Origin of the sequence: Pyruvatibacter sp., from assembly GCF_040219635.1 — a bacterium.
GTDB lineage: Bacteria > Pseudomonadota > Alphaproteobacteria > CGMCC-115125 > CGMCC-115125 > Pyruvatibacter.
Genome location: NZ_JAVJSC010000003.1, coordinates 867953 through 886174, shown reverse-complemented (window position 1 = coordinate 886174; position 18222 = coordinate 867953). Strand labels below are relative to the sequence as shown.

The window sequence follows — 18222 nt, the reverse complement described above, 5'->3', positions numbered from 1 at the left end:
GGCTACGGAGAAAAAGGCACGATTTTTGCCTCTATGACGCCCAAGCAGGGTGTTTTGCCCTCAATGTCTGGTCAGGGTGTGGGGTCCGAGGCGTTTTCAGCAGGCACAAACAGCGAGCGAACACGGCCGCCCTGGGTTCCGCCAACACCTGCGTCACCTGCATCCACCACGGTTTCGCCGGTGTCGAGATTCATCACCAGCTTCTGACCCCGGATAACGCTCGCTCCCTGGGTCAGCACAACTGTGTCGCCCATATAAATACGCCGGGTTGCAACGTCATAGAGTGCCCAGTCGCCGTTAGCGGTCTGCTCGTCCACATCGGTGATGATGACGTTTCCCCTGGCGTCAATCTTGGTGATGCTCTGCCCTGGCGCGGGGCCCTGTTCAGCGGGCACCGGGTCTGCTTCAAAGCCTGGAGGCACATTTTCAGAGGGCGTTGGGATGGCTTCTGACTCATCATCGTGCTGAACATAATGCACAAACACCTGGTCTGCGCGCAGCCGCATGGTGCCCTGCACCGCGTCCACGCGGCCTGTGAAGATCGCCACGCTTTCAGCTCGCTTCCACTCTGCGGTGTCGGACACAACCTCAATGGGTTCGCCGGGATCAGACGTAAACCCGCCACCTGACCCATCCGTACCCTGAGCAAATACAGCACTGGCGGTCAGCGCCAACGCCAACGCCAAAAATGACGCGGCGGCACGCGCCACAAAAGTTCGGGTAAGGTCAGGTGTCATTTGCTTGTTCACTTTATTTTGCGCCTTCTCAATGGCCCCTAGCCGTCCCCCGGCTCAAACAGGCTGGCAAAACCGCCGCCTGTGCCGCTATCAAATATCACCAGCCGCGACCCGTTGATGAGTGTGATGGTGTCGCCTGAATCGGTCACACGCAGCCCGCCACCCTCAGCGGTGCCCGCAGGTCCCTGAGCAAAAACAGGCGTGTCGCTGGAAATATCACCGGAGCCAAGATTGACGCGCACAACGTCGCCGCGAAACTGAAAGCCGTCATCAGTGAACAGCTCAACGTCCGTTATGAGGTCGATCCATTCTTCATCAGTGTTGAGCTGCCCGTTTCTGGACGTTACAGCCGTCCATGAGGCACCGGTATTGCCAACAAGATCACCGGCCACATCATCAAGGTGAATAAGACCGGGATTGTCCGCATCCTGAACGGCGCTGGCGGCAGTGATGGTGTAGGGGCGGCCCAACTCATCCACGTCAGCAATGCGCGGGCTGACCATGCGCAGATCATCCGTGCGCGACGTAACCTCGGCAAAGGTAATGTCCAGTTCGTCCGGCCCGTCAAACGTACCCGACAAGAACAACAGCGCACCGACAAGCGACAGGGCCGTGAGGGCAAGGCCCGCTTTCATGGCACTGACAAAACGGCTATAGGCTGCCGTGCGCGCAGCATCGACCTGCCTGCGCGGGCGCGAGGGTGCCACGCGGCGCCGGTGTTTGGATGTGGGTGAGGCTGCGCTCATGCAAAGCCCGCCCGTAACAGATCATGCATATGCAAAATGCCCACCGGTACCTGCGGCTGCGCACCTTCTTGGGGTACGACAAACAACACCATGACGGGGGGACTGACATCGTTCATGCGCGCAATCGCCTCGCCTGCCAGCGCGTCATGCGAGATGATGCGCGGAGTGTTTGTCATGATGCTCTGCGCCGTTCTGGTGACAAGGTCAGCGCCCAGATGCCGCCGCAGGTCACCATCGGTGATGACACCAATAAGACGGCCCTGCGCATCAGCAACGCCGGTACACCCGACACCAGCTTCGGTAATGCGCGCCACAGCGTCAGGCACGGATGTATCAGGTGCAACAAGCGGCACACGATCAGCAGGGCGCATCACGTCAGCGACTCGCACCAGCATCTGGCCAAGCCTGCCGCCGGGGTGCAGTTCGCGATACTTGTCCTTGGTGAAACCGCGCCGCTCCATTAAGGCCACAGCCAGCGCATCGCCCAGCGCGATCATCATGGTGGACGACGTGGTGGGGGCCATGCCCATGGGGCAGGCTTCTTCAGCAGCAGGCAGCGGCAGCAATATGGTGGCCGCACGCGCCAGCGTGGATGCAGGCTTGCTGGTAATGGCAATCAATGGAATGGCTATGCGCTTGCCGTGCGCAATAATGTCACCCAGTTCCTGATTTTCACCGGAGTTGGAAAGCACCAGCAGGCAATCCGCGCGCGTCACCATGCCAAGGTCGCCATGGCTGGCCTCGCCGGGATGAACGTATTGCGCAGGCGTGCCTGTGGAGGCCAGCGTCGCTGCAATCTTGCGGGCCACATGACCGCTCTTGCCCATGCCCGACACAATCACGCGGCCCTGGGTCTGCAACACGGCATCAATGGCCTGAGCAAACCTTCCATCCAAGGTGTCGCGCAGGTGTGCAAGCGCCTGGGACGCCAAAGTCAGAACGCGCCCCGCAGCCTCGCGGTCCTGCGCGCTGAGAGCCGGACCAGCCGCCTTAACGGGCGATGTGGGCAGCGGTTTTTGCGTCTTTGCCATTGGTTGAAGTGCCGCTGTCCTGATGGTCACGGGAAAATACGGGGCTCGCGGAGCACGCAAGCGGCGCGTTTAAGCAAAAACCTTGCCAAACGCAAGCTACCGGTGCGGAGTATGTGTCCGGCAGTCGCGTGAGGTCAATGATATTGCCCAAAAATCGGGCGCTTTAGAGGCACTGGCCGACAAGCAGTTTTGGGCGCTTAGTGCGCGAAAATGTCGGTTTCGGGCCAGCCAGCCAGATCAAGTGCTGCACGGGTCGGCAGGAAATCGAAGCACGCCTGAGCCAGTTCACTTCGGCCCTCGCGGGCCAGCATCATGTCCAGCGTCGCCTTCAACTCATGCAGATGCAGCACATCAGACGCTGCATAGGCCAGTTGCGCGTCGGTCAGCGTATCCGCGCCCCAATCAGAGCTTTGTTGTTGCTTGGACATATCAAGGCCCAGCAACTCGCGGCTCAGGTCCTTCAACCCATGGCGATCCGTATAGGTGCGCACCAGTCTGGAGGCAATTTTTGTGCAGTACACAGGGGCACACTCAACCCCCAGATATTTGCGGATCATACCCACGTCAAAGCGCGCGAAGTGGAACAACTTCACGGAATCGGGGTCGGAAAACAGCGCCTTGAGATTGGGGCAGTTGTAGGTCGCCCGATCCATCTGCACCACGTGAGCGGTGCCATCACCGGACGACAACTGCACAACGCACAATTCATCGCGGTGCGGGTTAAGGCCCATTGTCTCCGTATCAACGGCGACAACAGCCCCAAGGTCGAGGCCATCCGGCAGATCAGACTTGTGGAGCGTGGTTGTCATCTATCGACCATGCTCCCAAAAACTGCTGCCATACCATAAGTCAAAGAAGAGTGGTGCCCAGGAGAAGACTCGAACTTCCACGTCCTTTCGGACACTAGCACCTGAAGCTAGCGCGTCTACCAATTCCGCCACCTGGGCCTTAATCCCGCACCAACCGTGTGTGCGGGGGGCGAGACATAGCGCTGCGCTGACAGCGGATCAAGAGTAGAATACGTTGAACTGCTTTTGCGCTTTGACCTCAGGAACGCTCCTTGCCCCGATTGATCGTGATGTGCGGCCTGCCCGGCACCGGCAAGACAACCGCGTCGCGCCCTTTGGCCGGTCGATTGGGCGCGCTCTATCTTCGGGTTGATTCTATCGAGCAAGCCATTGCGTCATCTGCAATGGCGCCGGTCGATGCGGTTGAGGAGATTCTGAGGACGATTTCATGATGGTGCCGTGCGCCCCTAGGCGTGGAGGTTGTGCTGGGCTATCTACACGGTATGCCGTTCGGTGCGCGAACCGGCGGTAGATGGGGTTTCTTGGATTGAGGATATAACCAGCGTGAGCGCTACAATCGTAACGGTTTTCGGCGGATCGGGATTTATCGGGCGGCATGTCGTGCGCGAACTGGCCAAGCGCGGCTATCGGGTGCGCGCTGCCGTGCGGCACCCCTCGCGGGCCGGATTTTTGCGCACCATGGGGCTTCCGGGTCAGGTCGAGGCTGTTTATGCCGACATCAGCGATGACGATTCTGTCGCGCGCGCTCTTTCCGGCGCGCAGATGGCCGTCAACCTGGTCGGCATTTTGTATGAGACCGGCAAACAGACATTTGACGCGCTGCAGACGGAAGGCGCGGGGCGCGTGGCGTGGACGGCCAAGACAAAGGGCATCAAGCGGCTGGTGCATGTATCTGCCATTGGCGCAGATGAAGAAAGCGCTGCTGACTACGCAAGCTCAAAGGGCGAAGGCGAACAGGCCGTATTGGATGCCTTGCCTAACGCTGTGATTTTGCGGCCTTCGATCGTGTTTGGCAGCGGCGACGGTTTTTTCAACCGGTTTGCGGCAATGGCCAAATACCTGCCTGCACTTCCACTGCTGGGCGGCGGGCACACCCGCATGCAGCCGGTTTACGTGGATGATGTGGCGGATGCTGTTTGCACGGCTCTGGCGGACACATCAACGTCCGGCAAAATCTACGAGTTGGGCGGCCCTGAGGCCTACACATTCAAGGAACTGATGCAGATCGTGCTGCGTGAAACCCAGCGCAAGCGCCTGTTGGCACCGGTGCCCTGGGGCATCGCCAAATTGCAGGGACGTATTCTGGGACTGTTGCCCGCACCGCTGCTGACGCTTGACCAGGTCAAGATGCTGCAAAGCGACAATGTGGTGAGTGATACGGCCAAGGCTGAGAACCGCACAATCGAGGCGCTGGGCATAACGCCCAAATCAGTGGAAGCGATTGTGCCGGGCTATTTGTGGATGTACCGCCGACAGGGCCAGTACCAGCACGATATCAACCGCGAAAACGCCTAGGCCAGATAGAGCCACCCGAGCAAAGCCGCGCCGAGTACGACGCGGTAAATTACGAATGGCGTCAGCGAGATTTTTTCCAGCAGTCGCATAAAAATGGCAATGGATGCCAGTGCTGCAACAAACGACAGCACCGCAGCCAGAACGGCGTCGCCCTGCAACGTTACATCTGCGGTCTGCGCCAGTTCCAGCGTTGCAGCAGCGCCGGCACCCAAAATAGTTGGGATCGCGAGCAACATGGAAAAACGCGCTGCCTCGCGGCGGTCAAAGTCCAGAAAACGCGCCATCATCATGGTGACACCGGACCGGCTGGCACCGGGTACAATGGCAGCAATTTGCACGATGCCGATGAGCATCGCCTGACCCCATGTCATGTCTTCGAGTTTACGTGTTGTGCCACCCGCTTTATCGCTCCAGTAAAGCAGCAGCGCGAAAATCATGTTGGCCCAGGCGATTGTGGCAGCGGCCCGCAGACCATCCACCAGCCCGGCGTTCACAACGGCAAAGCCGATGACAAAAATCGGAATGCTCGCAGCAACGAGATAAAGCGCCAGCCGCCCGGCCTGTGTCATCTCGCCCCGAAGCAGAGAAAATGATCCGGCGACCAGTTCCGCCACGTCCCTGCGAAAATAGATGAGTACAGCAAACAGCGAGCCCACATGGATCGCCACATCAATGAGCACGCCCTGATCTGCCCAGCCGGTCAATTCATCGACAAGCGCCAGATGGCCGGACGAACTGATGGGCAAAAACTCGGTCAGCCCCTGAATGATGGCCAGGACGATAAGTTGGGTGAGGGGCATTTGCGTCTCGGTGTAAGGTGGGCTGAAAGCGGGCGCTGCAAATCAGACTAGCGCCAAACCATTACGCAATGATGGCCCCGTTACAAAGAGGCCGTTGCAAAGATACATTTGAGGCAGCTGTAAATGGCCGATTCAGTTAGAGTGCGCGCCTCATGAGACGTCTCCTTCACCAGCCGCTTGACCCCAAATGCCGCAAGATCCGTCTGGCGCTGGCCGAAAAGAAACTTGCCTTCGAGATGGAAACCGAACGGCCATGGGACCGGCGCGAAGAGCTTTTGGTGCTCAACCCTGCCGGTATGCTGCCTGTGCTTGTGGAACCGGATGGCACCACTGTAGCCGGCGACCGGGTGATCCAGGAATATCTGGACGAGATTTACCAGGACCCCGATGGCGGCATGGTGCTGTTGCCCGGCGGGCCTGTGGATCGCGCAGAAGCCCGGCGCATTGCAGACTGGTTCGATGATAAGTTTGCTGACGAAGTGACCCGCAATCTGGTGGACGAAAAAATCGTCAAGCGCTTTTTGCCGCGCGATCTGGGTGGCGGGCCGCCTGACACAGAAATTGTGCGCATCGGTATGCACAATGTGAGTTACCACCTGGACTATGTTTCATTTCTGGTGGAACGGCGCAACTGGCTGGCCGGTGATTCCCTGACCATCGCTGACCTTGCCGCAGCGGCGCATTTTTCAGCTGTTGATTATCTGGGAAATGTTCCGTGGACGGATTTTCCCCAGGCGAAGGAATGGTATGCGCGCATCAAGTCGCGCCCATCCTTCAGGCCGTTGCTGGCAGACCATGTGCCAGGCATGCCCGCCGCGCAGCACTACGCCAACCTGGATTTCTAGCTACTGCTCAACGTCCAGCGCTTCAAGGTTGCGCTGTGCATCGCGCAGGGCCGTTGCGTGTGGATCATCCGGGTCCACCTCGCCAACGATGCGCGCAACAGCCACCCAGTCGGCGCGAGCACCTTGCGTATCGCCGCGCGCCAATCTGATTGAGCCACGCTCAACCAGAGCAAACGGATCGTTGGGTGTGAGGGACAGTGCCTGGCTAATATCTGCGCTTGCAGCATCAAGATTGTTGTCCACGCGACGGGCGGCAGCGCGCAGGACCAGCACATTCGTAGCGTCAGGGCGTTGGGCAAGGGCCTGCGTCAGATCAGCATCAGCGGCAGCATAGTTTTGGACTGCTGCATGACCACGGGCACGGTCAATCAGCATATCAACGTCGCCGGGGGTAAGGGTCAGCGCGGCGCTAAGCGCGACAACTGCGTTTTCGCCGGAGCCTGCAAGAAGCCAGGCATTCCCTGCCTGCGCAAGCAGGGCCGCGCGATCACCCGGCCCGCCGGCATCGGGCGCATCAGCCAGATCGCCCAACCGGACTGCAGCCTCGCCATAAAGCTTGAGTTCAACCAGCGCCAGTGCTTCGCAGTGGCGGGCAGCAGCTCCACCCCCATCTGTGCGCCATGCCTGAGCGCGATCAAACGCCTGGTCGGGATCGCGCGAGACGAGCTGTATGCATTGTGCGTAGCGCGCGGCGCTGTCGAGGTTTGGCGCCGTGCCCTGCGCCAATGCCGGTGCCGGACTGATGAAAAACAGAAGGCCAAGGCCGCCTGCTATTAGCACGCACACCCAGATAAAAAACAGTCTTATGGCATTTATGATGTCTTTCATGGCGGGTAACGTCGCCAACACGCGTGGCGTTTTCAAGGCGCTGGGCGGGCAACAACCCGACACTAAAAAGAAAGCAGGCATTGACGTGTCCTCATACCGACTGTTTTGTTTTGGTCTTGGCTTTTCAGCATTGGCCTTTGCCCGGCGCGTTCAGGCGCAGGGCTGGCATGTTGCGGGCACCTGCCGCACCGCTGAAAAAGCTGACGCACTAAAAGCACAGGGCATTGAAGCATTTGTTTTTGGCGATGCGCCGCTTGACGATGCCCAAACAGCGCTGGCTGGTACAACACACCTGCTGGCCTCGGTGCCGCCCGGCCAGACAGGCGACCCGGTATTGCAGATGCATTCAGCCGATATTGCCGCGATTTCGACCCTGCAGTGGATTGGCTATCTCTCGACGACTGGCGTCTATGGCGACAGGCAAGGTGGTTGGGTCAACGAGACCAGTATGCTGGTACCCTCGACAGATCGCGGCAAGCGGCGCGTGACCGCCGAGCTTGGATGGGGCGACCTTGCTGTCGAGGCGGGTGTTGCGCTGCACGTGTTCAGACTGGCGGGCATTTACGGGCCGGGTCGCAACCAGCTTGAAAGCCTGCGCAAAGGCACGGCAAAGCGTATTGACAAGCAGGGGCAGGTTTTCTCGCGCATTCATGTGGATGACATTGCGCAGGTGCTGGTGGCTGCAGCCATCAGCGATGCTCCATCGCAGGCGTTTAACGTGTGCGATGACGAAGCATCCCCTCCACAGGAGGTGGTGGCCCACGCCGCAACCCTTTTGGGGTTGGACCCGCCACCACTGGTGCCATATGACGAGGCGGATATGTCGCCTATGGGCCGCAGCTTCTACAGCGAATCCAAGCGGGTAAAGAATGACCGTATAAAGGACGTATTGGGCGTTCGGCTGAAGCACCCAACCTACCGTGAGGGGCTGAAAGCGCTGTTGGATGCCGGTGAAGGGCACGGGTAAAATGAGGGAGCTGGCGGGCGGCTCACCCCTTATTTACACCGCGCCACTTCATCCAGCACAGTGTGCAACCGGGCAATATCGGAGGGCGTTGAGAGCCGGTGATCACCGGATTTGATCAGCGTGTAGATCACATCGTCGGCCTCCAGCAGATCAACCAGCTTCAGGGCATGTTGCCAGGGCACATCTTCGTCCCGCATACCCTGCAGAATGCGCACCGGGCACGAAACAGCCACGGGCCTGTCCATCAGCAGGTGCGCGCGCCCATCTTCAATTAGGTTGCGCGTAATGACATATGGCTCGTCGTCATAATCCGAAGGCTGACGATAAGCCCCTGCAGTCATGATCTGGTTTTTGACTTCGTCTGAGAACCCCTCCCACATCAATGCCTCCGTAAAGTCCGGAGCCGGCGCAATCAGCACCATGGCTCTGAGCCTTTGTGCCTCGCCCGACGCTGAAAGCGCGCGGGCGACAAGCAACGACAGCCAGCCGCCCATGCTGGACCCAACAAGCACGACCGGACCGGGTGCAAGCTCCCGCAGCACATGCAGACCATCGTCCAGCCAGCGACTGATCGTGCCATCTTCAAAAGCACCGGAAGATGCGCCGTGGCCAAAATAGTCAAACCGCACAAAAGCGCGGCCATGAGCTTTGGCCCAGTCGTCCACGGCGGTTGCTTTTGTGCCCGTCATGTCGGACTTAAAGCCGCCGAACCAGACGACTGTGGGCGACGCGGCGGTGCCAGCGACGGCCTCGCGTTTTTGAAAAGCGAGCGTTTGTCCGTCAGGGCGGGTAAGGTTTTGAACAATGGTCATGGGGGCCTTTGGTGAATAGCGAAAAACCGGTGAGCGACGACACTCAACACGAGCCTAGCGTACCTGGTGTGCTGCAGGTAATCCCGCAGCTTGACGCGGGAGGTGCTGAGCGCTCCTGCGTTGAGGTGGCAAGTGCTGTGGCGCGCGCCGGGTGGCGGTCGTTCGTGGCAACGCAGGGCGGGCGACTTGAAAGCGATCTGCTGCGCGCAGGCGTGACTGTTTTTCATATGCAGGCCGCGTCCAAAAACCCGCTGGTGATGCTTGAAAATGTAGGCAAGCTGCGCCGCATCATCCGTGCGCGCGATATTTTCATTATTCATGCCCGCAGCCGCGCGCCAGCATGGAGTGCATATGCGGCCGCGCGGGCGGAGAACCGGTATTTCGTGACCACCTATCACAGCAAGGTGCATGAGCGCCCGCGCTGGAAGGTCGGCTACAATTCGGTGATGGCGGCAGGTCAGGCGGTGATTGCCAATTCGCAGTTTACGGCAGACCGCATCATGAAGGTGCACGGCACGCCGGCGAAGCGCGTTCACCCGATACCGCGCGGCTTTGACCTTGCACAGTTTGATCCCGCCGCTGTGGATGCTGACCGTGTAGCGGCATTGCGCGCCCGATGGGGCATTGAGGGTGACACCAGGCCGCTGGTTTTATTGCCCGCGCGGCTCACGCGCTGGAAAGGCCCGTTGCTGCTTCTCGATGCCGCCGCAAAGGTGGGTATGCCCGCACGCTACGTGATTGCCGGGGATGCCCAGGGCCGTGATGATTTTCAGGCAGAAGTGCGTGCCCGCATCGCCGAGCTTGGCCTGACTGGACAGGTGACGCTTGCAGACCATGTGGACGACATGCCTGCCGCGTACAAGGCTGCAGACATTGTGGTGTCCGCATCGCTTGACCCTGAACCGTTCGGGCGCATTGGTGTTGAAGCCCAGGCGATGGCAAAGCTGATGATTGCGCCCGACCATGGCGGTGCGCGCGAACAGTTGATAACCGAACCCGCTCACCACCGTACCGGATGGCTGTTTGAGCCAGGAGATGCAGACGCACTGGCCGGCGCGCTGGACGATGCGCTGGCATTGACACCGGAAGAAGCAACAGCGATGGGCACGCGGGCACGTCACCATGCCGTCAGCGCCTTCACGTCTGACGCCATGTGTGCGGCTACACTCAAAGTCTATCGGGATGTACTGGGCTTATGACGGCGCAGCGGATTTTGGTTATCAAGCTGGGTGCGCTTGGAGACTTTGTTCAGGCGCTGGGACCGTTTGAGGCCATAAGGGCACATCACAATGCGCTGGACGATACGGACCACGCCCACATCACGCTGCTGACCACGCCGCCGTTTGCCGGGCTTGCCCGCGACTCAGGTTTTTTTGACGACGTGTGGGAAGATGGCCGGGCCAAAGGATTTGGCGCGCTGCTGTCGCTTGTGCGGCGCATGAGCTGGGCACAGTTCACGCGGGTATATGATCTGCAAACCTCGTCGCGCTCGTCGCTTTACTTTCATCTGCTGTGGCCGCGCACGCAGTGGTCAGGCATTGCGCGCGGCTGCTCCCATCCACACACAAACCCGCAACGTGACTTCATGCATACCGTCGAGCGGCAGGCTGAGCAGTTGCGCGATGCAGGCATTGCCCGCACCCCGTTGGCAAATGTCGCCCCGCTCGCCGGAGTGCGAAGCGCCGGGGAAATCATGGGGCACGAGGGCCCTTATGGGCTGCTGATCCCCGGCGCGGCTCCCCACCGCCCTGCCAAGCGCTGGCCGGTTGAGCGGTTTGCCGAAGTGGCTTCGATCTGGGCCACAAACGGCGTTCGCCCGCTGGTGCTGGGCACGCAGGCCGAAACGCCGCTTGCAGCGTGGATTTGCGCCCATGAACCCACTGCGGTGGACCTGACCGGCTCCACCAGCCTGAACGACATCGTGACGCTGGCGCTGGGGGCAAAGTACGCTGTGGGCAACGATACCGGGCCCATGCATCTGGTGTCACTGGCCGGCACGCCAAGCGTGGCTCTGTTCGGCGCGGACAGTGACCCCGCCCTTTGTGCTCCGCGCGGCCCACAAGTCTGTGTGCTGGAAGCCCCTGATATTTCAGCGCATTCGCCCGCCCGCGTTATGGAAGCGTTAGAGGCCTCCACCTTAAAAACTTGAAAAATGCGCGGATTCACGAAATATAACGGCTACACACCTTTGTTTTAACTGGACGGGGCTTGCGGGACACTTGAATTGGACGAACTCCCGCGCCGTCTTGACGGGAGAGAACCAACATCGCACGCCGCCCCAATATGGCGCCCCCTCAAAAGCAGGAGGGCCCGCGCGCCAATGAACAGATCAACACCCCTGACGTTCGACTTATCGACGCTGAAGGCGAAAACGTAGGCGTTGTCGCCACACAACGCGCCCAGGAAATGGCCGATGCAGCAGGCCTTGATCTGGTGGAGGTGTCTCCCAACGCCGCACCGCCCGTCGCCAAAATCATGGACCTTGGCAAATACAAGTATCAGGCCCAGAAAAAAGCCGCCGAAGCGCGCAAGAACCAGAAGACGGTGGACGTCAAGGAAATCAAGATGCGTCCCAACATCGACACGCACGATTACGACGTGAAGATGCGCAACATGCTGCGATTCTTTGAAGAAGGGGACAAAGTGAAGGTCACGCTTCGTTTCCGGGGCCGCGAAATGGCGCACCAGGATCTGGGCATGAAGCTGCTGCACCGGGTCCGCGATCAGGTGGACGAGATTGCCAAGGTGGAGTTGCACCCCAAGCTCGAAGGCCGGCAGATGATTATGGTGCTCGCACCGCGCTAAAGGGCTATGTCCATCACAGAGTTCAAAAGGCCGACGCGTGGACGCATGTCGGCCTTTTGCATTCGTGCCATTCAGCGTCATACTTCCCGAAACAAAAACCGGGAGGACTGAACCCATGCGTTTTGGGGTCTTTTACGAGCTTCAACTGCCGCGCCCGTGGGGCGAGGACGGGGAACATCGTCTTTTCAAAGAGGCGCTGGAGCAGATCGTTCTGGCTGACAAACTCGGCTATGATTACGCATGGGAGGTGGAGCATCACTTCCTTGAAGAGTATTCACACTCCGCAGCGCCTGAGGTTTTTCTCGCCGCCGCCGCCGGACAAACCCAAAACATCCGCCTTGGCCACGGCATCCGTCAGGTAATCGCCAACTACAATCACCCTGCCCGCACGGCTGAGTGCATCGGCACGCTGGACCTCATTTCCGATGGCCGCGTTGATTTTGGCATTGGCGAAGGCGCGACCCGGCTTGAGCTTGGCGGCTTCGACATCCCCGCCCGCGAAAAACGCGCCATGTCACTGGAGGCCGCCGAACAGATTGCCAACATGATGGTGATGGACCCGTATCCGGGGTTTGAAGGCAAGACGTTCTCCATGCCATGCCGCAATGTCATTCCCAAGCCGTTGCAAAAGCCGCATCCGCCGATGTGGATGGCGTGCACCAACCGCGACACCATTAAGGTGGCGGCATCTCTTGGCCTTGGCGCGCTGGCGTTTTCGTTTGTTGACCCTGATGAAGCCCGCGCGTGGGCGGACATCTATTACGGTATCATCAAGTCCGACCAGTGCGTGCCGCTGGGCCACCGGGTGAATGCCAACATCGCCATGGTGTCGTCGTTCTCTATCCATCATGACCGTGAGGAGGCGATCCGCCGGGGCCATGAGGGTTTTGAATTTTTCGGCTACGCGCTTGGCCGCATGGTAACGCAGGACTTTGTGCCCGGCCGCACGGACATGTGGGCCGAATACATCGAGCGCCGGGGCGACCGCACGGAAGATGTCATCAAGGAGGCGGCGTCGCAGGCGCCGGGCGGGCTTGGCGGCATCGGCACGCCGGACGACATGCGCGCGCATCTCAAGGCCATGCAGAGCGCAGGCGTGGACCAGGTGATCTTCATGCAGCAGGCGGGCAACAACTCGCATCAGCATATCTGTGAAAGTCTGGAGCTGTTTGCCTCCGATGTGATGCCGGACTTCAAGGCTGACGTGGCAAACCGCGAGGCTGAAAAGGCTGAGGAACTTGCGCCTTACGTTGAGGCGGCACTGGCCCGCAAACAGACGATGCCGCCAATCGCCGACAAGGACATTCCGGTTATTCCCGCGGCTGTTTCCAAACCGCAGGTCAACCAGACGGCGGCGGAGTAACGGCACATGCTTGGAAGCTACGGATGGACCTGATAATCCGGGAAGAAATGGCTGATGACTATGCCGTTATTGCGAGCATTACCGAACGTGCATTTGCCCCAATGCCGTTCTCAGACGGCGACGAGCATGAGCTGATCGGCAAGTTGCGAGATGCCGGCGTGTTGGCCATCTCGCTTGTGGCCGAATACGAAGGCACAGTTGCAGGACACATTGCCTACACACCGGCATTTGCAGCGGATGGATCAGCCAACTGGTACGCCTTGGGGCCAGTGGCCGTTGAACCCGGCCTTCAAAAACGGCGCATTGGCGCTCGTCTGATTGAGAGGGGGCTGGCCATGCTGCGCGAACGCGATGCTGCGGGCTGTGTGTTGGTCGGGGATCCGGCTTATTACAGTCGCTTTGGCTTCAAACTATATCCTGAGTTTTGCCCGGAAGGTGAGCCGGAGGAATATTTCCAGATATTACCTTTGAGGCAAACCGCGCCGCGTTCAGTCGTTGGGTTTCACCCCCTTTTCTCACATCCCTCATAAACTCAATGGCTTGACCGGAGGGTCTCGCACCTTATTTGCAGCCGCCAACACCCCTTGCACCACCCTCAAACCCCCTCTATAACCCCGCGTCTTAGTGCCGCCTGGCCTGTAGGGCATGCCATGGCGGCTTGGTTGCTGTTCCAGCGTCGGATTTTTGGTCCGGCGCTTTGATGTGAAGGAAGATGCGAAATGCCCAAACTGAAGACAAAGAGCGGCGCCAAGAAGCGTTTCTCTCTTACGGCTAAAGGGAAAGTGCGCGCGGGCCAGGCCGGCAAGCGTCACGGCATGATAAAGCGCACGCAGACGCAGATCCGCAATCTGCGCGGCACAACCATCCTGTCACCGCAGGATGCAAAGATTGTCAAAAAGTTCCTGCCTTACGGCTGAGCGCCCCACCTTTAGAAATCTCGTTTGAGGAGAACCCGACATGGCACGTGTCAAACGGGGCGTCACAACTCACGCCCGTCACCGCAAAGTTATCAAGGCCGCCAAGGGCTACTACGGCGCCCGCAAAAACACTTTCCGCGTCGCCACCCAGGCCGTGGACAAGGCTGGCCAGTACCAGTATCGCGACCGCAAGGTCCGCAAGCGGACGTTCCGTTCGCTGTGGATTCAACGCATCAACGCCGCCACGCGCGAGCATGGCATGACCTATGGCCGATTTATCAACGGCCTTAGTGTTGCGGGCATCGAAGTGGACCGCAAAGTGCTGTCCGACATCGCGATCCGCGAACCTGAGGCCTTCAAGGCTCTGGTCGATCAGGCGGCCGCCGCGCTGAAGTAGTCCTCCCGGACTTACCACACGATACACATCGCTGTTTGCCCGCGCGGGCTGCTGCCGGTTCTGACCAGAACCGCATCAGCAGTCACGCGCGTGCAACAGCGATTTTTTTATGCAACAAGGCCTGCATCAAGCAGGTGGCCAACAGGCCGGGAATTAGACCAGATGAGCGACCTTCAAGCCGAAGCCAAAACCCTCGAAGACCAGTTCACATCTGCCATCGCAGATGCTGAGAGCCTCGATGCGCTGGAGCAGGTGCGCGTGGCGGCTCTTGGCAAAAAAGGGCGCGTCTCGGAGCTGATGAAGGGTCTGGGCAAGATGAGCCCGGAGGAGCGCAAGGATGCCGGCCCCCTGCTCAACGGCCTCAAGACGCGCATTGCGGATGCCATCACCGCGCGCCAAGCCATGCTGCATGACGCAGCCCTCGAGGTGAAGCTGGAACAGGAACGTGTAGACGTAACGCTGCCCGTGGCGCTGCCGCCTGCCGAGCAGGGCCGCATTCACCCCAACAGCCAGGTGATGGACGAAATCATCGCGATTTTTGCGGATATGGGCTTTGACGTAAAAGAAGGCCCGGACATCGAGACGGACGAGCATAACTTTACAGCCCTCAACATTCCGCCTGAGCACCCTGCCCGGCAGATGCATGACACGTTCTATTTCCATGAGCACGAGGATGGCTCGCGGCTGCTGCTGCGCACGCATACAAGCCCCGTGCAGGTGCGCACGATGCGCAGCGAAAAGCCGCCGCATCGCTTCATTGCGCCGGGCCGCACATTCCGCTGCGACAGTGACCAGACCCACACGCCGATGTTCCATCAGGTGGAGGGCATGGTCATTGATGAAGAAACCCATATGGGGCACTTGCGCTGGACGCTTGAAGAGTTTGCGCGCGCGTATTTTGAGGTGGACACCGTCGAGATGCGGTTCCGCCCCAGCTATTTCCCGTTCACCGAACCGTCCATGGAAGTGGACATCCGCTGTGATCGTTCCGGCAAGGATATCAAGATTGGCCAGGGCGACGACTGGATGGAGATTCTGGGCTGCGGCATGGTGAACCCGAATGTACTGAGTGCGTCGGGGCTGAACCCTGATGTGTATCAGGGATTTGCGTTCGGCATCGGCATCGACCGGCTGGCGATGCTCAAATATGGCGCCCCGGACCTGCGGGCGTTTTTTGACGGCGATCTTCGCTGGCTCAGGCATTATGGATTTGCTGCGCTCGACATACCCTCCCTGTACGGAGGATTGAGCCGATGAAGTTCTCCCTCTCCTGGCTCAAGAACCACCTTGAGACCACAGCCACGCTGGACGAGATTTCCGATGCCCTGACCATGCTGGGGCTGGAGGTGGAAGACATCCACGATCCGGCGAAGGCGCTGTCTGCTTTTACGGTTGCCAAAGTTATTTCAGCCGAGCCGCACCCTAACGCAGACAAGCTGAAACTCTGCAAGGTTGCTACGGCTCGCGGTGAAATGCAGGTGGTGTGCGGTGCTGCCAACGCGCGCGCAGGCCTGACAGGTATTTTTGCCCCCGAAGGCGCCTATGTGCCGGGCATCGACATGACGCTGAAGCCTACAGAAATACGCGGCGTTCAGTCCAACGGCATGTTGTGTTCCGAGCGTGAGCTTGAACTTTCAGATGAGCATAACGGCATCATCGACCTTGAAGGTGACTTTGAGGTGGGGACGCCTGCAGCTGATGCGCTCGGCATCAATGACCCGGTGATTGAAATTGCCATCACACCCAACCGACCTGACTGCACAGGTGTGCGTGGCATCGCCCGCGATCTGGCGGCTATGGGTATTGGCACGCTTAGGCCGGATGCGATCAAGCGTGTAGCGGGAACATTTGAAAGCGCCACGAAGGTGGGGCTTGAGTTTGCGGGTGATCCCGCCTGCCACTTGTTCCTTGGACGGATGATACGGGGCGTAAGGAACGGCCCCTCCCCTGACTGGCTGCAGCAGAAACTACGCGCAATCGGTCTGCGCCCGATAAATGCGCTGGTGGATGTTACCAATTACATGTCGTTTGACCGGGCACGACCGCTACACGTGTTTGATGCTGACAAGCTCAAGGGAACGGTTCATGCGCGCATGGGGAAGCCGGGGGAGAAGTTCCTGGCGCTCGACGGTAAAGAATATTCCGCCGACGAAAGCATGTGTGTCATTGCCGATGATAGCGGGATGCTGGGTTTGGGTGGCGTGATGGGCGGCGAGGCAACCGGTTGCACCGAGAACACCGTAAATGTGTTTGTGGAATGCGCCCTGTTTGACCCGATCACCATTGCTACTGCCGGACGCAAGACAGGCATTACCTCCGATGCCCGCTTTCGCTTTGAGCGCGGTGTGGACCCTGCGTTTGCGGCTGACGGCATGGAAATGGCCACGCAGCTAATTCTTGATATGTGCGGCGGTGAGGCCAGCAAGGTTGAAAGTACGGGCAGTGTTCCTGCGTGGCGACGCGACATTGCCTTCGATACGTCGCGCGTGCGCAAGCTGACCGGCCTTGAGCTCTCGGATGACCGTATTTTTACAATCCTTGATGCGCTGGGGTTTGAAAGCGACCGCGCATCCTCCCCGGCACGCGTTACACCGCCTTCGTGGCGGCCTGATGTGCATGGGTCGGCTGATCTGGTGGAAGAGGCTGTGCGCGTGCATGGCATCAATGAAGTGAAGCCTGTGCCGCTTACGCGCCGCCACGCGGTGGCGACGGCTATTCTGACACCGATGCAAAGTCGGGTCCGGCAGGCGCGGAGGGCGTTGGCGGCGCGCGGACTATCAGAAGCCGTGACATGGGCGTTTTGCTCAAAGCAGCAAGCTGAGTTGTTTGGCGGCGGTGAAAAAACGCTGGAACTTGCCAACCCCATTTCGTCTGAATTGTCAGACATGCGCCCGAGCATTCTGGCAACGCTGACAGCGGCAGCCCAGCGCAATGTTGACCGCGGCATTCGTGACGTGGCGCTGTTTGAAGTGGGCGCACACTACGCAGACGAAACGCCCGAGGGGCAACGCATATCTGCGGCAGGTCTGCGTGCGGGCAATACAACCCGCGACTGGCGCGGGTCGGCGGCACCGGACGTGTTTACTGCTAAAGAAGATGCACTGGCGGCTTTGGCCGCTGCGGGTGGTCCGGCTGAAAGTGTTCAGGTCTCGACGGGTGCCGCTCACTGGTATCATCCGGGTCGCTCGGGCCTGCTGACCCTTGGGCCGAAGACAATCCTTGCCCAGTTCGGCGAGTTGCATCCGCGCGTCGTTGAGGCGATGGGGCTGTCTGGCCGCGTCGCAGCCTTTGAGGTGTATCTTGATGCCATACCCGCACCGCGCAAGAAGCCCACACGCGCCAAGCCGCCGCTTGAGGCGGCAGACCTGATGCCGGTGCGCCGCGACTTTGCCTTTGTTGTTGCCAGTGATGTTGCGGCAGATGCGCTTTTGCGCGCTGCCAGGGGCGCCGACAAGAAGCTGATTACAGATGCACAGGTGTTTGACATCTATCAGGGGGCCGGTATCGACACCGACAGCAAGTCGATGGCTATCGAGGTAACATTGCAACCTACCGGCCAGACACTGACCGACAAAGATATTGATGCTGTGTCAGATAAAGTCATCGCAGCCGTGAACAAGGCGACGGGAGGCACGTTGCGAGGGTAACCT

20 protein-coding genes and 1 tRNA gene are annotated in these 18222 nt (G+C 59.7%); 13 read left to right on the top strand and 8 right to left on the bottom strand.

Annotated features, from left to right (window positions below; genetic code table 11):
- Positions 1–71 precede the first annotated feature (71 nt).
- The 5 genes from RIB87_RS07690 to RIB87_RS07670 form a co-directional block, all read right to left on the bottom strand.
- Positions 72–737: an LptA/OstA family protein gene (locus tag RIB87_RS07690; protein ID WP_350145209.1), complete on the bottom strand. Its 666-nt coding sequence runs from the start codon at positions 735–737 to the stop codon at positions 72–74.
- A gap of 38 nt (positions 738–775) precedes the next feature.
- The gene (gene lptC / locus RIB87_RS07685) at positions 776–1483 is read right to left on the bottom strand and encodes an LPS export ABC transporter periplasmic protein LptC (protein WP_350145207.1); all 708 of its coding nucleotides are present in this window, start codon (positions 1481–1483) and stop codon (positions 776–778) included.
- Positions 1480–2514, bottom strand: coding sequence for a KpsF/GutQ family sugar-phosphate isomerase (locus RIB87_RS07680; RefSeq protein WP_350145205.1), 1035 nt, complete (start codon positions 2512–2514; stop codon positions 1480–1482). Before RIB87_RS07680 ends, lptC begins: the two co-directional genes overlap by 4 nt.
- Before the next feature lie 197 nt (positions 2515–2711).
- Entirely contained in the window at positions 2712–3323 is a 612-nt protein-coding gene (locus RIB87_RS07675; protein ID WP_350145203.1) for a ribonuclease D, read from the bottom strand.
- 51 nt (positions 3324–3374) lie between these two features.
- Positions 3375–3461: transfer RNA gene (locus RIB87_RS07670), tRNA-Leu, on the bottom strand.
- Positions 3462–3574: 113 nt separating this feature from the next.
- Here RIB87_RS07670 and RIB87_RS07665 point away from each other — a divergent pair.
- Positions 3575–3754, top strand: coding sequence for a P-loop nucleotide/nucleoside kinase family protein (locus RIB87_RS07665; protein WP_502943219.1), 180 nt, complete (start codon positions 3575–3577; stop codon positions 3752–3754).
- A 103-nt stretch (positions 3755–3857) separates the two neighbouring features.
- Positions 3858–4838: a complex I NDUFA9 subunit family protein gene (locus RIB87_RS07660; RefSeq protein ID WP_502943230.1), complete on the top strand. Its 981-nt coding sequence runs from the start codon at positions 3858–3860 to the stop codon at positions 4836–4838.
- Here RIB87_RS07660 and RIB87_RS07655 read toward each other — a convergent pair.
- On the bottom strand, positions 4835–5638 hold the full coding sequence (locus RIB87_RS07655) for an undecaprenyl-diphosphate phosphatase (protein WP_350145199.1): 804 nt from the start codon (positions 5636–5638) through the stop codon (positions 4835–4837). The two genes, RIB87_RS07660 and RIB87_RS07655, sit on opposite strands and share 4 nt — an antisense overlap.
- A 152-nt stretch (positions 5639–5790) precedes the next feature.
- Between RIB87_RS07655 and RIB87_RS07650 the strand changes: the two genes are divergently transcribed.
- Positions 5791–6483: a glutathione S-transferase family protein gene (locus RIB87_RS07650; RefSeq protein WP_350145197.1), complete on the top strand. Its 693-nt coding sequence runs from the start codon at positions 5791–5793 to the stop codon at positions 6481–6483.
- Here RIB87_RS07650 and RIB87_RS07645 read toward each other — a convergent pair whose 3' ends face one another.
- Complete coding sequence (locus RIB87_RS07645; protein ID WP_350145195.1) at positions 6484–7311, bottom strand: tetratricopeptide repeat protein; 828 nt, start codon at positions 7309–7311, stop codon at positions 6484–6486.
- Here RIB87_RS07645 and RIB87_RS07640 point away from each other — a divergent pair.
- The gene (locus tag RIB87_RS07640) at positions 7310–8278 is read left to right on the top strand and encodes an SDR family oxidoreductase (protein WP_350145193.1); all 969 of its coding nucleotides are present in this window, start codon (positions 7310–7312) and stop codon (positions 8276–8278) included. The two genes, RIB87_RS07645 and RIB87_RS07640, sit on opposite strands and share 2 nt — an antisense overlap.
- A 29-nt stretch (positions 8279–8307) precedes the next feature.
- Here the strand turns inward: RIB87_RS07640 and RIB87_RS07635 are convergent, their stop codons facing one another.
- A complete protein-coding gene (locus tag RIB87_RS07635; RefSeq protein ID WP_350145191.1) occupies positions 8308–9090 on the bottom strand; it encodes an alpha/beta hydrolase in 783 nt (260 codons plus the stop codon).
- 11 nt (positions 9091–9101) lie between these two features.
- On the opposite strand from RIB87_RS07635, the gene RIB87_RS07630 reads away from it, so the two are divergent.
- The 9 genes from RIB87_RS07630 to pheT all read left to right on the top strand — a co-directional run bounded on the left by RIB87_RS07630 (position 9102) and on the right by pheT (position 18219).
- The gene (locus RIB87_RS07630) at positions 9102–10289 is read left to right on the top strand and encodes a glycosyltransferase family 4 protein (RefSeq protein ID WP_350145189.1); all 1188 of its coding nucleotides are present in this window, start codon (positions 9102–9104) and stop codon (positions 10287–10289) included.
- Positions 10286–11239: a glycosyltransferase family 9 protein gene (locus tag RIB87_RS07625; protein ID WP_350145187.1), complete on the top strand. Its 954-nt coding sequence runs from the start codon at positions 10286–10288 to the stop codon at positions 11237–11239. The genes RIB87_RS07630 and RIB87_RS07625 overlap by 4 nt, the downstream gene beginning before the upstream one ends.
- 134 nt (positions 11240–11373) lie before the next feature.
- A complete protein-coding gene (infC, locus tag RIB87_RS07620; RefSeq protein ID WP_350145185.1) occupies positions 11374–11895 on the top strand; it encodes a translation initiation factor IF-3 in 522 nt (173 codons plus the stop codon).
- A 115-nt stretch (positions 11896–12010) separates the two neighbouring features.
- Positions 12011–13258, top strand: coding sequence for an LLM class flavin-dependent oxidoreductase (locus RIB87_RS07615; protein ID WP_350145183.1), 1248 nt, complete (start codon positions 12011–12013; stop codon positions 13256–13258).
- Positions 13259–13281: 23 nt separating this feature from the next.
- On the top strand, positions 13282–13788 hold the full coding sequence (locus RIB87_RS07610; RefSeq protein ID WP_350145181.1) for a GNAT family N-acetyltransferase: 507 nt from the start codon (positions 13282–13284) through the stop codon (positions 13786–13788).
- A 189-nt stretch (positions 13789–13977) separates the two neighbouring features.
- Positions 13978–14175: a 50S ribosomal protein L35 gene (gene rpmI, locus RIB87_RS07605; RefSeq protein WP_350145179.1), complete on the top strand. Its 198-nt coding sequence runs from the start codon at positions 13978–13980 to the stop codon at positions 14173–14175.
- A 40-nt stretch (positions 14176–14215) separates the two neighbouring features.
- Entirely contained in the window at positions 14216–14572 is a 357-nt protein-coding gene (gene rplT, locus RIB87_RS07600) for a 50S ribosomal protein L20 (RefSeq protein WP_350145177.1), read from the top strand.
- Positions 14573–14734: 162 nt separating this feature from the next.
- The gene (pheS, locus tag RIB87_RS07595; protein ID WP_350145175.1) at positions 14735–15829 is read left to right on the top strand and encodes a phenylalanine--tRNA ligase subunit alpha; all 1095 of its coding nucleotides are present in this window, start codon (positions 14735–14737) and stop codon (positions 15827–15829) included.
- Positions 15826–18219: a phenylalanine--tRNA ligase subunit beta gene (pheT, locus tag RIB87_RS07590; protein ID WP_350145173.1), complete on the top strand. Its 2394-nt coding sequence runs from the start codon at positions 15826–15828 to the stop codon at positions 18217–18219. Before pheS ends, pheT begins: the two co-directional genes overlap by 4 nt.
- Positions 18220–18222: the final 3 nt, after the last annotated feature.

Coding starts and splice junctions, on each gene's coding strand:
- RIB87_RS07690 (WP_350145209.1), bottom strand. CDS start 737: ATGACACCTGACCTTACCCGAACTTTTGTGGCGCGTGCCGCCGCGTCA.
- lptC (WP_350145207.1), bottom strand. CDS start 1,483: ATGAGCGCAGCCTCACCCACATCCAAACACCGGCGCCGCGTGGCACCC.
- RIB87_RS07680 (WP_350145205.1), bottom strand. CDS start 2,514: ATGGCAAAGACGCAAAAACCGCTGCCCACATCGCCCGTTAAGGCGGCT.
- RIB87_RS07675 (WP_350145203.1), bottom strand. CDS start 3,323: ATGACAACCACGCTCCACAAGTCTGATCTGCCGGATGGCCTCGACCTT.
- RIB87_RS07655 (WP_350145199.1), bottom strand. CDS start 5,638: ATGCCCCTCACCCAACTTATCGTCCTGGCCATCATTCAGGGGCTGACC.
- RIB87_RS07650 (WP_350145197.1), top strand. CDS start 5,791: ATGAGACGTCTCCTTCACCAGCCGCTTGACCCCAAATGCCGCAAGATC.
- RIB87_RS07640 (WP_350145193.1), top strand. CDS start 7,310: ATGGCGGGTAACGTCGCCAACACGCGTGGCGTTTTCAAGGCGCTGGGC.
- RIB87_RS07645 (WP_350145195.1), bottom strand. CDS start 7,311: ATGAAAGACATCATAAATGCCATAAGACTGTTTTTTATCTGGGTGTGC.
- RIB87_RS07635 (WP_350145191.1), bottom strand. CDS start 9,090: ATGACCATTGTTCAAAACCTTACCCGCCCTGACGGACAAACGCTCGCT.
- RIB87_RS07625 (WP_350145187.1), top strand. CDS start 10,286: ATGACGGCGCAGCGGATTTTGGTTATCAAGCTGGGTGCGCTTGGAGAC.
- infC (WP_350145185.1), top strand. CDS start 11,374: ATGGCGCCCCCTCAAAAGCAGGAGGGCCCGCGCGCCAATGAACAGATC.
- RIB87_RS07615 (WP_350145183.1), top strand. CDS start 12,011: ATGCGTTTTGGGGTCTTTTACGAGCTTCAACTGCCGCGCCCGTGGGGC.
- RIB87_RS07610 (WP_350145181.1), top strand. CDS start 13,282: ATGGACCTGATAATCCGGGAAGAAATGGCTGATGACTATGCCGTTATT.
- rpmI (WP_350145179.1), top strand. CDS start 13,978: ATGCCCAAACTGAAGACAAAGAGCGGCGCCAAGAAGCGTTTCTCTCTT.
- rplT (WP_350145177.1), top strand. CDS start 14,216: ATGGCACGTGTCAAACGGGGCGTCACAACTCACGCCCGTCACCGCAAA.
- pheS (WP_350145175.1), top strand. CDS start 14,735: ATGAGCGACCTTCAAGCCGAAGCCAAAACCCTCGAAGACCAGTTCACA.
- pheT (WP_350145173.1), top strand. CDS start 15,826: ATGAAGTTCTCCCTCTCCTGGCTCAAGAACCACCTTGAGACCACAGCC.